General features: G+C 69.6%; 10 protein-coding genes. 7 read left to right on the forward strand and 3 right to left on the reverse strand.

What is annotated here, in order from left to right; genetic code table 11:
- Window position 1: 1 nt before the first annotated feature.
- The gene (locus tag GTZ93_RS04240) at window positions 2-955 is read right to left on the reverse strand and encodes a DMT family transporter (RefSeq protein WP_139914854.1); all 954 of its coding nucleotides are present in this window, start codon (window positions 953-955) and stop codon (window positions 2-4) included.
- A 72-nt stretch (window positions 956-1,027) separates the two neighbouring features.
- The gene (gene ligD / locus GTZ93_RS04245; protein WP_139914855.1) at window positions 1,028-3,592 is read right to left on the reverse strand and encodes a DNA ligase D; all 2,565 of its coding nucleotides are present in this window, start codon (window positions 3,590-3,592) and stop codon (window positions 1,028-1,030) included.
- 251 nt (window positions 3,593-3,843) lie between these two features.
- On the opposite strand from ligD, the gene GTZ93_RS04250 reads away from it, so the two are divergent.
- From GTZ93_RS04250 to argE, 7 genes are all read left to right on the forward strand, one after another.
- Window positions 3,844-4,329 (forward strand): ferritin family protein, encoded by a 486-nt coding sequence (locus GTZ93_RS04250; RefSeq protein WP_139914856.1) that lies wholly within the window; start codon window positions 3,844-3,846, stop codon window positions 4,327-4,329.
- A gap of 44 nt (window positions 4,330-4,373) precedes the next feature.
- Window positions 4,374-5,756 carry a formimidoylglutamate deiminase gene (gene hutF, locus GTZ93_RS04255; RefSeq protein WP_139914857.1) on the forward strand — a complete coding sequence of 461 codons (1,383 nt, stop codon included), beginning with the start codon at window positions 4,374-4,376 and terminating at the stop codon, window positions 5,754-5,756.
- Between the two features lie 63 nt (window positions 5,757-5,819).
- On the forward strand, window positions 5,820-7,283 hold the full coding sequence (locus GTZ93_RS04260) for a hypothetical protein (RefSeq protein ID WP_139914858.1): 1,464 nt from the start codon (window positions 5,820-5,822) through the stop codon (window positions 7,281-7,283).
- Window positions 7,284-7,428: 145 nt separating this feature from the next.
- The gene (locus GTZ93_RS04265; protein ID WP_139914859.1) at window positions 7,429-8,841 is read left to right on the forward strand and encodes a hypothetical protein; all 1,413 of its coding nucleotides are present in this window, start codon (window positions 7,429-7,431) and stop codon (window positions 8,839-8,841) included.
- A gap of 37 nt (window positions 8,842-8,878) precedes the next feature.
- Complete coding sequence (locus GTZ93_RS04270) at window positions 8,879-10,381, forward strand: ChaN family lipoprotein (protein ID WP_139914860.1); 1,503 nt, start codon at window positions 8,879-8,881, stop codon at window positions 10,379-10,381.
- A 145-nt stretch (window positions 10,382-10,526) separates the two neighbouring features.
- Complete coding sequence (locus tag GTZ93_RS04275; protein WP_139914861.1) at window positions 10,527-11,921, forward strand: hypothetical protein; 1,395 nt, start codon at window positions 10,527-10,529, stop codon at window positions 11,919-11,921.
- A 95-nt stretch (window positions 11,922-12,016) separates the two neighbouring features.
- Window positions 12,017-13,159: an acetylornithine deacetylase gene (gene argE / locus GTZ93_RS04280; RefSeq protein ID WP_139914862.1), complete on the forward strand. Its 1,143-nt coding sequence runs from the start codon at window positions 12,017-12,019 to the stop codon at window positions 13,157-13,159.
- A 9-nt stretch (window positions 13,160-13,168) separates the two neighbouring features.
- Here argE and GTZ93_RS04285 read toward each other — a convergent pair whose 3' ends face one another.
- Window positions 13,169-13,897 (reverse strand): DUF2652 domain-containing protein, encoded by a 729-nt coding sequence (locus GTZ93_RS04285; RefSeq protein WP_139914863.1) that lies wholly within the window; start codon window positions 13,895-13,897, stop codon window positions 13,169-13,171.
- Between the last annotated feature and the right edge of the window lie 8 nt (window positions 13,898-13,905).

Raw genomic sequence — 13,905 nt, forward strand, 5'->3', positions numbered from 1 at the left:
TTCAGCCCGCGGGTGGGGCTTCCGGAGGCACCTTCGCCTCCGGAGCCTCGTCGCGGTTGGCGAGCGCCGCCGCAGTGAGGATGAGCGCGCCGCCCGCGAGCAGCGACGGCGTGAGCGGCTCGCCCAGCAGCGCCACGCCCAGCGTCACCGCCACCAGCGTGTCCAGGAGCGCCATGGCGCCCAGCGCCGCCAGCGAGATGCGCGGCAGCAGCCAGTACAGGCACTGGTAGGTGAGCACCGTCCCGCCCAGCGCCAGGTACAGGAGCGCCCCAATCGCCTTCGGTGTCCAGTGCGCCGGCTGGTTCCACTCCAGCATCGCGGACGCGGAGAGCAGCAGCACCGCGCTGCTCAACGTCTGCACCAACGTCAGCAGGTGCGGCGGTACGTGCGTCATGTGCCGGCGCACCAGCACGTTGGCCACCGCCACCACCGACGCCGCGAACAGCGTCATCGCGCAGCCCAGCAGCACCTGCCCGGAGAAGCTGAGTGACACCAGCTCCTTGTACTGGAGCGCCACCACGCCCGTCAGGCCCAGCGCCGCGGCGAAGAGCTTGCTCCCGGTGAGCGGTTGGTCCGGAAACACGAAGCGGCCCACCATCAGCAGCCACACCGGGAAGGTGGAGAAGAGGAGCGCGGACCAGCTGGAGGGAATCCACTGTTGCGCCACGAAGAGCAGCCCGAAGGGCACCGCCAGCTGGAGCACGCCCAGCCCCGCGATGCGCCACCCGGTGCCGCCCCCCAGCGCCGTCCCGCGCGAGCGCGCGAAGGGCAACAGCGCCACCCCGGCCACGAGCATGCGCGTGCCCACGAAGCGCAGGGGCGGCAGGTCCTCCAGCCCCACCTTCACGGCGGCCCACGTGGAGCCCCAGAGGATGAAGCAGGTGGCGTAGGCGAGGGACACCTTCCACCGCGGCGCGGGCTTCACGGCCGGGGGCACGACGGTCACGGACGACATGGCGGCGCCGCACTAGCACGCGCCGCCCCTTCGGGAAACATCCGTTCAGGGCGCGGCGCGTCAGCCGCAAGCTCACCCGTCTGGCAGCACCTGCTTCACCCGGAGCACGGGCGCGAACAGGTCCCCCACGGCGTCCAGGCGCTTCTTCAACGTCTTCAGGCGGAAGCGGTACGGGTCCAGGCGGCCGTTCACCTCGCTCCAGTCGAGCGGCGCGGAGAAGGGCGCACCCTCCACGGCGCGCAGGGAGTAGGGCGACACCACCGTCTTGCCGCGCGCGTTCTGTCCCGCGTCGATGTAGAGCCGCCCGCCGCGCGCGCGGATGGAGCGCTCCGTGGTGGCGATGTCGCCCAGCTCCTCCTCCAGCTCGAGCGCCCGCGCGTTCGCGAACGCCTGGGTGCGCGCGTAGGTGTGGCCCGGCGCCAGGGGCACCAGCACGTGCAGGCCGCGCTTGCCGGACGTCTTCGGGAAGCCCTTGAGCCCCAACTCGTCCAGGCGCGCGTGCAGCAGGGTGGCCACCTTCACCACGTCCTTCCAGCCACCCTCGCCAGGGTCCAGGTCGAACACCACGAAGTCCGGCTGCGCCAGCCGTGGCGCGTGGGACAGCCACATGTGCAGCGTGAGCGCGGACTGGTTGGCGAGCCACAGGAGCGCGGACGCGTCCTTCACGTTCACGTGGCGCAGCGTCTTGTCCTCATGGCGCACGCGCAGCGTGGGCATCCACGAGGGGATGCCGGACAGCTCGTGCCGGAAGAAGCCCGCGGCCTGGATGCCCGCGGGCCACTGCTGGTGGGCCAGGGGCCGGTCCGCGAGCACGGGCAACAGCAGCGGCGCCACTTGCTCGTAGTACGCGAACACGTCCGCCTTCGTCAGGCCGGACTCAGGGAACAGCACGCGTTCGCCGTGCGTGAGGGCCACCTCCGGCGCGCGTTGCTTCCCTCGCGGCGTCTTCACGGCGGGCGCCTTCGCGGTGCGGGCGGCGGCCTGCATGGGCGCGCGCCTCGAGCCCCGGCGTGCGGCACCTTCGATGGGGGCGGGGTGTTCGCGCACGACCTCCTTCGGGACCTTGTCACTGCGCAGGCCCTGGAACACGGGATGGCGCAGGCGGCCGTCCTTCGTCCATTCGGTGAAGTTCACCTGGGCCACGTACTTCGGCTTCACCCAGACGGTGTCCGTATTCGTGGGCGCATCCACGGCGGCGGGCTTCTTCACGCGCGAGGCGTCCAGCAGCCAGCGCAGCTCGCGACGGTCCGCGGAGGTGTAGCCCGTGCCCACCTTGCCCACGTCGTGGAAGCCGTTCTTGCCGTGCACGCCCACGCGCAGCGCGCCAATCTCCGACTTCGCCCGCGCGTTCTTGATGGGCAGGTACCCCAGGATGACGACCTCCTGGCCCGCCACCACCTTCAGCTTCAGCCAGTCCCCGGAGCGCGTGCCCGTGTAGGGCGCGTCCTTGCGCTTGGCGATGATGCCCTCCCACCCCTTGCGCCGCGCCTCCAGCAGGGCGCGCGACAGCGGCAGGTCCAGCTTCTCGGAGAGCTGCAGCGGAGACTTCACGTCGGCCATCAGTTGCTCCAACCGCGCGCGGCGCTCCTCGTAGGGGAGCTCGCGCAGGTCCTCGCCGTCCAGCCACAACAGGTCGAACACCATGAAGCGCTGCTCCGCGCCTTCCTCCGTGTGCTGCAGGAGCTGGAAGCGCGAGCGCCCCTTCTCGTCGAGCGCGATCACCTCTCCGTCCACCACCACGTCCCGCACGGGCAGCTCGCGCAGCGAAGCGGCGAGCCGGCCGAAGCGGCTCGTCAGGTCGTTGCCCCGGCGGCTCTGGAAGGCGAGCTTCCCCTTCGTGATGGCGCACACGGCGCGGAAGCCGTCGTACTTCACCTCGTAGGAGTGCGTCTCGTCGTGCACTTCGTCGGACACCGCCAGCCGCGCAAGCATGGGCGGCCACACGCGCTCCAGCAGTTGCTCTGGCGTCTTCGGGGGACGCGCCGCCTTCGCGGACTTGCGCACGACCTTCTGGAGGCGCGCCGCGGGCTTCTTGTCGCGCAGCACGCCGGGCTTGCGAGGCCCTTGTGTCTCCACCTGGCCGCTCTTCACGGACTCGGGGCGCTCCAGGGTGACGTCGTAGCCAGCCTTGGCGTATGCGTCCTTCGCCTTGAAGAAGAGCCACTGCGCCTTGCCGCCGCGCGGTCGCGTGCGGATGAGGTGCCAGCGTCCCTTGAGCTTCGCGCCGTGCAGAAGGACCTCCAGGTGCCCGCGCTTCAGCTGCGCCTCGGCGTCGCCGGGAGGCACGACCTCGAAGGTGCCGGACTCCCAGAGCAGCGAATCACCGCCGCCGTACTGGTCGTCCGGGATGTGGCCCTCGAAGTCCGCGTAGGAGCGCGGGTGGTCCTCCGTCTGGACCGCGAGCCGCTTCACGGAGGGGTCATGGCTGGGGCCCTTGGGAATGGCCCAGCTCACCAGGACGCCGCCAATCTCCAGGCGCAGGTCGTAGTGCAGGCGCGTGGCGTCATGTTTGTGGATGACGAAGACGGGCGCGGACGTCCTCGGCGCCACCACGTCCGGGGACGGCTCGGGGGTGAGCTGGAAGTCGCGCTTCGTCTGGTAGCGCCGCAGCCGCTTCTGGGTCTCGGAGGTCTTCACCCTCCAACGCTCTGCACAGGAGGGCGGGCGCGCAATTCCTTACATGGCCTGGTGGGCGACCAGGAGGGCAGGCGCTCCATGCGGACCCGGGACCCGCTTTTCGGCCACACCCCCGAGTGAAACGCAGGCTGCCCGCCTGCCCTGGGTGCGGAGGAGGGATGGGTACCGGGGAGGGCCGTTGGTTCCGCGCGGAGGAGGCCCCACGTTGTTCGGGCCCAAGCATTCTCGGCACCCGGTTGGAGGAGGCACCCATGGCCAACAAGTCCGAAGTGGATCGCCTGCACAGCCTGGCCCAGCTCGATGCCGATGCGGTGGGCGCGTATGACGTGGCCATCGCCCGCATCGGGCCCGCCCTGGTGCGCGAGCGACTCAACAGCTTCCGCGCGGACCACCTGCGCCACGTGCAGGACCTCAACGCGCTCATCCAGCACTTCGGGGGCGGGCCGGTGACGCTGCGCCCGGACCTGAAGGGCTCCGCGATGAAGGGCCTGACGGCCATGACGGGGCTGATGGGGACGGAGGCCACGCTGTGGGCCATGTTGGGCAACGAGGAGCTGTTCGACCGGGCCTATGAGCTGGCGCTCCAGTTCGAGTGGTCCCCCGAAGTGAAGGCCCTCATCCGGCGCCACCGTGAGGACGAACGGCGCCACGGCACGTGGATCCGCGACGCGGTGCGCACCCGGCCCTGGGCGGACAGCCGATTGCCCTTCATGGACACCGCCGAAATGGGCGCCTGAAGCCGCTACCGCGCGTCGCGGCGAACTGGCATACGCTGCCGCGCGTGAGCGACATCACTGTCTACCAACCCGACTTCCTCTTCACGGAAGGGCGTTTCCACGAAGGCCGAGCGCTGGCGGTGGGCGCGGATGGCCGGGTCCTCGCCGCGGTGCCCGAAGGCGCGCGTGTGGAGCGGCTCGCGGGGCGGGCGCTGTTGCCGGGGCTCGTCAACGGCCACTCGCACGCGTTCCAGCGGCTCATCCGCGGGCGCACCGAATACGTGGCGTCCGCCGGAGGCCAGGACGACTTCTGGTCCTGGCGCGAGGCGATGTACCGCGCCGCGGAGGCGCTCACGCCGGACGAGATCCACATCGCCTCCCGGCAGGTGTTCCTGGAGATGGTGCTCGCGGGCATCACCACGGTGGGCGAGTTCCACTACCTGCACCACCAGCCGGACGGGACGCCCTACGCGGACCGCAACGCGCTGGCGCACGCGGTCATCCGCGCGGCCACGGACGTGGGGCTGCGCATCTGCCTGCTGCGGGTGGGCTACGGGCGCGCGGGCTTCAACGTGCAAGCGAACCCGCGCCAGCGCCGCTTCATCGACGCGGACGTGGACACGTTCCTGTCCACCACGGAGGCGCTGGCCCACGCGACACGCGGTGACGCGCGGGTGAACGTGGGGCTCGCGCCGCACAGCGTGCGCGCGGTGTCGCGGGACTGGCTGACGCAGGTGGCCCGCTCCGCGCCCGCCGGCATGCCCATCCACATGCACGTGGCGGAGCAGCCGAAGGAGATTGAGGCGTGCCTCGCGGAGCACGGCCGCCGTCCGGTGGAGCTGGTGTCGGACGTGGGCCTGCTGGGGCCGCGCTTCACGGCCGTGCACGGCGTGCACCTGACGGAGGACGAAGTGGCGCTGCTGGGCCGCGCGGAGGCCACGGTGTGCGCGTGCCCGTCCACGGAGCGCAACCTGGGCGACGGCATCGTGCCGGCGGACGCGCTGGTGAAGGCCGGGGCGCGCGTGAGCTTCGGCTCGGACAGCCAGACGGTGGTGGACCTGCTGGACGAGGCCCGGCAGCTGGAGCAGCACCTGCGGCTGGTGCGGCTGCGCCGCGCGGTGCTGGACCCGGGGACGGGGACGCTGGATGGACTGGCGGCGCGGCTCTTCGACATGGCCACGGCGCAGGGCGCGCGAAGCCTGGGGATGGGCACGGGCACGCTGTCGCCGGGGTCGCCCGCGGACTTCTTCACGGTGGACGTGCATCACCCGTCGCTGGTGGGCGCGAGCTCCGCGTCGCTCCTGCCGGGCGTCGTCTTCGGCGCGGCGGGAGGCGCGGTGCGCGAGGTGGCGGTGGCGGGGCGGCTCGTGGTCCGGGACGGCCGCCATCCGCTGACGGAGGAGAGTGGCAGGGCCTTCCAGCAGCTCGCCCGGCGCCTCTACCCGTAGGGGAGGGGACCCGGTTCGATATGGAGGGCGCCGTCGGCGCGTTGGGGGTGCGGGAGGATGTGGATGCGTTCAGGAATCTGGTTGTCGCTGGTGATGCTGATGGGACTGGTGGTGGGGGGCTGTGCCGGGCGGCAGGACCTGGAGACGCCGGACTACGAAGCCATCTACGACATGCCGCTGGAGGAGATGTGGCCGTCGGTCCGTGAGTACTTCACGGACGCGAATCTGCCCTACCGGGAGGACCGGGGCAGCCTGGTGCTGGAGACCGAGTGGAAGCAGGAGTTCGGCGGCTCGAAGATCGCGGGCTACTGGCACCGGTACATGGTCATCGGCAAGCGGGAGACGCCGACCAAGAGCAAGCTGTGGATCATCCGCATCACCAAGACGGTGAACAAGGCGCTGGCCCAGCCCGGCCGGCAGCTGGATTGGGGCGCTGGCCGCGGGCTCGGCGGACCTCCCGGTGATCGCGGTACGGGGGCCCCGGGGGATGCGTCCGCGAGCGAGGCGTATGGCATCTCCGTGGAGGACGATGCGGACCGGCTCGCCTTCCCGGTGGGAGAGAACGCCTTCTACGTGGACTCGGGACAGGGCACGCGAGACCTGACCATGGAGTGGCGGGTCTTCCGGGGCATCATGCCGAAGTTCGCGAAGCAGCAGGCGGTGCGCGCGGAGCAGCAGGTGGCGAAGGCGCCGGGCGCGAAGGACGCACCGGCCTTCACCGAGTGCGGCCAGTCCATCCTGGGCCTGAAGAAGCTGGCGCAGGAGGGCGGGGTGCTGCTGCTGGGTGAGCTGCACGGCACGCAGGAGGTGCCGCGTTTCATCGCGCAGTCCGTGTGCCAGCTCGTCACGGCGGGCATGCCGGTGACGGTGGGCCTGGAGCTGCCGGTGGAGAACGAGGAGCGAATCTCCACCTTCCTCCAGAGCCAGGGCGGCGAGGTGGACTGGCTCAAGCTGATGGAGGCCCCGTTCTGGCGCAGCCCGTATCCGGACGGCCGAGGCAGCGAAGCGGTGGCGAACATGCTGGAGCAGCTGCGGCAGTTGCGAGCGCAGGGCCTGGACGTGGCGGTGTTCGTCTATGACCACCCGAAGCTGTCCGGCCAGCAGCGTGAGGATGCGCTGACGAAGACGGTGCTGGCACAGGTGAAGGCGACCCCCAAGCGCTTCCACCTGGTGGTGAGTGGCAACGTCCATCCGCGCACGGCGAAGGGCCTGCCCTGGGACAAGCAGTACAAGCCCATGGGCTACCTGCTGAAGGACCAGGTCGAGGACGTCACCGCACTCGACATGGCCTACGACAGCGGCACGGCGTGGATCTGCGCGGCGGATGCGCAGGGACGCAAGCTGGACTGCGGTGTGAAGGAAGCGAAGGGGAAGGACAACGGCGACCGCTTCTTCGTGCACCGGTGGAACTCGGCCAACAAGGAGGGCTACCACGGGGTCTTCTACGTGGGCCACGTGACGGCCTCCGAGCCCGCCATCAACAAGGGCCTGGGGAATCCGGACGCGGCGCCCGCGTCCGCTCCGTAACCCGCACCAGAGGCGGAAGCACAGGGGCCGTGCGAGTCACCGGAGCCGGTGGCCCGCGCGGCCTCTGGCTTTTCACGGGCCCCGATATGTCCGCTGCTCCCACGTCGTTATTCAGTGCATCGCGGAACGAGAGGGGACACTGCGGATGCGCTCGACGGTGAAAGTGGGATGGCTGGCGTTGCTCCTGGCGGTGGGTTGCGCGGGGCGGCAGGACCTGGAGACGCCGGACTACGAAGCCATCTACGACATGCCACTGGAGGAGATGTGGCCGTCGGTGCGTGAGTACTTCAAGGACGCGAACCTGCCCTACCGGGAGGACCGGGGCAGCCTGGTGCTGGAGACCGAGTGGAAGCAGGAGTTCGGCGGCTCGAAGATCGCGGGCTACTGGCACCGCTACATGGTCATCGGCAAGAGGGAGACGCCGACCAAGAGCAAGCTGTGGATCACCCGCATTACCAAGTCGGTGAACAAGACGCTGTCGCAGCCCGGCAAGGAGCTCGATTGGAGCATGTCCCGGATGGTTTTCAGGGGCGGTGATCCGCTTGTCCTGAGCGTGGAAGACGATGAGGACCGGCTGGCCTTCCCGGTGGGAGAGAATGCCTTCTACATGGAGTCGGGGCAGGGCACGCGTGACCTGACCATGGAGTGGCGGGTCTTCCGGGGCGTCATGCCGAAGCTCGCGAAGCAGCAGCCGACGAAGACGGAGCAGCCCGCAGCGAAGGCCGCGTCGACGTTCACCGAGTGCGGCCAGTCCATCCTGGGCCTGAAGAAGCTGGCGAAGGTGGGTGGGGTGATGCTGCTGGGCGAGCTGCACGGCACGCAGGAGGTGCCGCGCTTCATCGCGCAGTCCGTGTGTCAGCTCGTCACGTCCGGGATGCCGGTGACGGTGGGCCTGGAGCTGCCGGTGGAGAACGAGGACCGCATCTCCGCGTTCCTCCAGAGCCAGGGCGGTGACGTGGACTGGCTCAAGCTGATGGAAGCCCCGTTCTGGCGCAGCCCGTATCCGGACGGCCGAGGCAGCGAAGCGGTGGCGAACATGCTGGAGCAGCTGCGGCAGTTGCGAGCGCAGGGCCTGGATGTGGCGGTGTTCGTCTATGACCACCCGAAGCTCTCCGGCCAGCAGCGTGAGGATGCGTTGACGAAGACGGTGCTGGCGCGAGTGAAGGCAAAGCCGGAGCGCTTCCACCTGGTGATGAGCGGCAACATCCATCCGCGCACGGCGAAGGGCCTGCCCTGGGACAAGCAGTACAAGCCCATGGGCTACCTGCTGAAGGACCAGGTCGAGGACGTCACCGCACTCGACATGGCCTACGACAGCGGCACGGCATGGATCTGCGCGGCGAACAAGCAAACCAGCAAGCTGGACTGCGGTGTGAAGGAAGCGAAGGGGAAGGACAACGGCGACCGCTTCTTCATGCACACGTGGAGCTCAACCAACAAGGAGGGCTACCACGGAGTCTTCTACGTGGGCCACGTGACGGCGTCCGAACCCGCCATCAACAAGGGCCTGGGGAACCCGGACGCGGCGCCCGCGCCGTCGCCCGCGTCGGGTCTGTAACCGTACCGCATCGGAGGTCGCGATGGAGGCACTGCGAATGCGCTCGCTGCTGAACGTGGGATGTCTGGCGTTGTTGTTGTCAGTGGGCTGTGCCGCACGGCCCATGGACTGGGACCTGACGGGGCGGGAGGCCATCTACGACCGGCCCCTGGAGGAGGTGTGGCCCTCCGTGCGCCAGTACTTCGTGGACGCGAAGCTGAGCTTTCGCGAGGCCCCGGACAGCCCGGTGCTGCAGACCGAATGGAAGGAGGAGTTCGGTGGCTCGAAGATCTCCGGTTACTGGCACCGCTATCTCGTGCTGGGCAAGCGGGAGACGCCCACGAAGAGCAAGCTGTGGATCATCCGCGTCACCCGCAGCGCGAACAAGACGCTCTCCGCGCCCGGCAAGGAGCTGGAGTGGGGCTCGAGCCGCAACATGGGCATGGACCGCCGGCGGCTGGACGATATCAGCCAGGGACTCAGTCCTGCGCCCGGGGGGCCGGAGACGCTCGAAGGAGGCCTCGGCCTCAGCGTGGAAGATGACGAGGACCGGTTCTCGATGCCGCGCGGAGAGAACGCCATCGTCGCGGAGTCCGCGCATGGCACGCGCGACCTGACCATGGAGTGGCGGGTGTTCAACGCCATCGCGCCGGGCCTGGAGGCGAAGGACGGGAGCCCCCCGCGCACGTCCATGCAACCGGTGGCGAAGGCACCCGAGGCGGAGTCCGCGCCTGCGTTCACCGAGTGCGGCGCGCCCATCATCGGCCTGAAGGCCCAGGCAAAGGCGGGCGGGGTGCTGTTGCTGGGGGAACTGCACGGCACGCAGGAAGTCCCGCGCTTCATCGCGCAAGCCGCCTGCCAGCTCACCGTGGTGGGCACGCCCGTGTCGGTGGGCCTGGAGCTGCCCGTGGAGAACCAGGCGCGCATCACCACGTTCCTCCAGAGCCAGGGCAGGGAAGAAGACTGGCTCAAGCTGATGGAGGCCTCGTTCTGGCGCAGCCCGTATCCCGACGGCCGTGGCAGCGAGGCGGTGGCCAACATGCTGGAGCAGTTGCGGCAGCTGCGCGCGCGAGGCCTGGACGTGGCGGTGTTCGTCTATGACCACCCGAAGCTGACGGGACAACAGCGCGAGCAGGCCCTGGCCACCACGGTGTTGAAGGAGGTGGATGCCGGCCCCGCACGCTTCCATCTGGTGGTGAGCGGCAACATCCATCCCCGCACGGCGAAGGGCCTGCCGTGGGACAAACAGTACCAGCCCATGGGGAGGCTCCTGTCCGCCCGCCTGAAGCACGTGGTGGCGCTGGACGTGGCCTATGACAGCGGCTCGGCGTGGATCTGCGCGCCGGCCGAGCGCGGCCGCATGCTGGACTGCGGCGTGAAGGCAGCGAAGGGCAAGGACAACGGGGACCGCTTCTTCGTGCACGTCTGGGACTCGCCCAACAAGGACGGCTACCACGGCGTCTTCTACGTAGGCCGGGTGACGGCGTCCGCGCCGGCCATCTCCAAGGGCCTGGGGAACCCGGACGCGGCGCCCGCGCCGGAGTCCACGTCCGGCATGTAGTCAGACATCCAAAGGGAAGACAGGGGCCGTGCGAGCCCCCCGAGACAGTGGCCCGCGCGGCCTCTGTCTTTTCGCGGGGCCACGATATGCCCACCGCTCACGCAACGTTGTCAGTGCATCGCGGACGGAGAGGGAGTCAGTGCGGATGCGCTCGATGCTGAAAGTGGGATGGCTGGCTTTGCTCCTGGCGGTGGGCTGCGCCGGACGTCAGGACCTGGAGGCCCCGGACCACGAGGCCATCTACGACATGCCACTGGAGGAGATGTGGCCGTCCGTGCGCGAGTACTTCACGGACGCGCGCCTGCCCTACCGCGAAGACCGGGGCAGCCTGGTGCTACAGACCGAATGGAAGCAGGAGTTCGGTGGCTCGAAGATCGCCGGCTACTGGCACCGCTACATGGTCATCGGCAAGCGGGAGACGCCCACGAAGAGCAAGCTGTGGATCATCCGCATCACCAAGTCGGTGAACAAGGCGCTGTCGCAGCCCGGCAAGGAGCTGGACTGGGGCGTCTCCCGGGGCAGCGGAGGCCTGAGCGTGGAGGACGAAGCGGCCCGGCTGGCCTTCCCCGTGGGAGAGAACGCCTTCTACATGGAGTCGGGTCAGGGCACGCGCGACCTGACGATGGAGTGGCGCGTGTTCCGGGGCATCATGCCCAAGATCGCGAAGAAGCAGGTGGTGAGCGCGGAGCAGCCGGTGGCGAAGGCAGCACCGGCCTTCACCGAGTGCGGCCAGTCCATCCTGGGCCTGAAGAAGCATGCGAAGGCGGGCAGGGTGATGCTGCTGGGGGAGCTGCACGGCACGCAGGAGGTGCCACGCTTCATCGCGCAGTCCGTGTGCCAGCTCGTCACGTCCGGCATGCCGGTGACGGTGGGCCTGGAGCTGCCGGTGGAGAACGAGGAGCGCATCACCACCTTCCTCCAGAGCCAGGGTGGCGAAGTGGACTGGCTCAAGCTGATGGAGGCCCCGTTCTGGCGCAGCCCGTATCCGGACGGCCGGGGCAGTGAAGCGGTGGCGAACATGCTGGAGCAGCTGCGGCAGTTGCGAGCGCAGGGGCTGGACGTGGCGGTGTTCGTCTATGACCACCCGAAGCTCTCCAGACAGAAGCGTGAGGACGCCCTGGCGCGGACGGTGTTGGCGCAGGTGAAGGCGACGCCACGGCGTTTCCACCTGGTGGTGAGCGGCAACATCCACTCGCGCACGGCGAAGGGGTTGCCGTGGGACACGCAGTACACGCCCATGGGCTACCTGCTGAAGGACCAGCTCGAGGACGTCACGGCGCTGGACATGGCCTACGACACCGGCACGGCGTGGATCTGCGCGGCGAACAAGCAAAGCAGCAAGCTGGACTGCGGCGTGAAGGAGGCGAAGGGGAAGGACAACGGCGACCGCTTCTTCATGCACACGTGGAGCTCAACCAACAAGGAGGGCTACCACGGGGTCTTCTACGTGGGGCACGTGACGGCCTCCGAACCGGCCATCCTCAAGGGGCTGGGGAACCCCGACGCGGCGCCCGCGCAAGAGCCGGCGTCCAGCCTGTAACAAGCAGGGGGCCTCCTCGCGACGCTGGGGGCACGGGCCCACTGGCGTCGCGGCGCGGGCGGTGGCATGGAGGTGGCCTGACTGGAGGCCGTCCCATGAGCGACACGCTGCCCGCGCTGCGGGCCACCCTGGCGGAACTGGTGGCACTGGACACCACGTCCTCGCGCCCCAACGCGCCCCTCATCGACTACGCCCAGGCGCGGCTAGAGGCCGCGGGCTTCACCGCCGAGCGCCAGCACTACACCGACGAAGCGGGCGTGGCGAAGGTGAACCTCGTCGCGCGCAAGGGCGACGCCGACCGCGCCGCGCTGGCCCTGGTGGGCCACTCCGACTGCGTGCCCTATGACGCCGCCTGGACGGACGCGCTGCGCCTCACCGAACGCGACGGCAAGCTGTACGGCCGAGGCGCCTGCGACACCAAGGGCTTCATCGCCTGCGCGCTGCACACCGCCACCCGCAAGGACCTGCCGAAGCTGGACGCACCCCTGCTCGTCATCCTCACCGCCGATGAAGAGGTCGGCCTGGTGGGCGCGAAGAAGCTGGTGTCCGCCGGCCTGGGCCGCGCCAGGCACGCCATCGTCGGCGAGCCCACGCGCCTCATCCCCGTGCGCGCCAACAAGGGCTACTGCCTGGCGGAGGTGGAGGTGCTGGGCAAGGAAGGGCACAGCGCGTACCCGGAGCTGGGCGCGTCCGCCATCTTCCGAGCCGGCCGCTTCCTGCACCGGCTGGAGACGCTGGCGAACACCGTCCTGCGCGAGGACCGCGACGAGGGCTTCCAGCCGCCCTTCACCACCGTGAACGTGGGCCTCATCCAGGGCGGCAAGGCGAAGAACGTCCTGCCCGGCTCCTGCCGCTTCACCGTCGAATGGCGCCCCATCCCCGGCCAGGCCGCGGAGCGCGTCCCGGAGATGCTGGAGCACATCCGCCAGGAGCTCACCCGCGACGAGCCCGCCTACGAGGCGCGCATCAAGGTCCTGCGCATGGACCGCGGCGTCCACACGCGCGGCGACGCGGACGTGGTGCGCTTCCTGGAGCAGGTCAGCGGCAACGCGTCCGAAACGGTGTCCTTCGGCACGGAGGCCCCGCAGCTCACGGAGCTGGGCGCGGAGGCCGTGGTGTTCGGCCCCGGCGACATCCGCGTCGCGCACCAGACGGGAGAGTTCGTCCCCATGGAGGACCTGGTGCGCTGCGAGGCCGCGCTCACGCAGGCCGTCGCGCGCTTCTGCACGGGAGGCTGAAGGCGCGGCTCAGGGCTTCTCGGGTACGGCGTCGACGACCTCGACGTTGCGGAAGCCCTCGCACGCCTCCTTGAAGCCGAGCACGTACTTCAGCGAGCGCAGCTCCATCGTCAGCTTGTTCCACAACTTGCGCAGCAGGTTGGGGCGCGGCGCGGGCACGCTCGTCACCAGCGAGCTCAGCTCGATGTAGTGCGTCGACGTGCGGCCCATGCCCTCGAAGTCGTGCTCCAGCCCCTGGCTGAGCTGGCGCAGCTCCGGCCCCAGGTGCTGGTGCACTGCGTCCGTCATCAGGACGTACTCGGAGATGGGCACGTCGTTCTTCAGCATCCGGTGCAGGAGGATGACGTCCACCCCCGCCAGCTCCGTGAGGTGCTTCACCTTCTGGAAGGCGACCTCTCCGGCGTGGGCCACGAACTTGAGCGTCAGGTTGCCCACCTGCGTGCACCCGTCGCAGTTGCACATGCGGTCGATGGCCAGCTGCTCCCGGCGCTCCAGGAACGCGCGGCGGATGGCCGCCACCTGCTTCGCGACCGGCGAGGTGTCCTCGCCCACGGCGTAGAAGAAGGCCGCGTCGCCTTCCAGCTTCGCCAGCTTGAACCGCCCGGACGCGTCGATGACGGCTTCCAGCAGCTGGGCCACCGTGTCCTGCGCGTGCGCGAGACCGAAGCGGTGCTGCCGCATGAAGCGGGTGTAGCCGCCGATGTCCGCGATGAGCAACAACGCCTTCTCAATCGCCATTCGGCGGC

This window comes from Corallococcus exiguus, from assembly GCF_009909105.1.
In the GTDB taxonomy this organism is placed as follows: Bacteria; Myxococcota; Myxococcia; order Myxococcales; family Myxococcaceae; genus Corallococcus; species Corallococcus exiguus.

Coding starts and splice junctions, on each gene's coding strand:
- argE (WP_139914862.1), top strand. CDS start 12,017: ATGAGCGACACGCTGCCCGCGCTGCGGGCCACCCTGGCGGAACTGGTG.
- GTZ93_RS04270 (WP_139914860.1), top strand. CDS start 8,879: ATGCGCTCGCTGCTGAACGTGGGATGTCTGGCGTTGTTGTTGTCAGTG.
- GTZ93_RS04285 (WP_139914863.1), bottom strand. CDS start 13,897: ATGGCGATTGAGAAGGCGTTGTTGCTCATCGCGGACATCGGCGGCTAC.
- GTZ93_RS04240 (WP_139914854.1), bottom strand. CDS start 955: ATGTCGTCCGTGACCGTCGTGCCCCCGGCCGTGAAGCCCGCGCCGCGG.
- GTZ93_RS04275 (WP_139914861.1), top strand. CDS start 10,527: ATGCGCTCGATGCTGAAAGTGGGATGGCTGGCTTTGCTCCTGGCGGTG.
- GTZ93_RS04265 (WP_139914859.1), top strand. CDS start 7,429: ATGCGCTCGACGGTGAAAGTGGGATGGCTGGCGTTGCTCCTGGCGGTG.
- GTZ93_RS04250 (WP_139914856.1), top strand. CDS start 3,844: ATGGCCAACAAGTCCGAAGTGGATCGCCTGCACAGCCTGGCCCAGCTC.
- GTZ93_RS04260 (WP_139914858.1), top strand. CDS start 5,820: ATGCGTTCAGGAATCTGGTTGTCGCTGGTGATGCTGATGGGACTGGTG.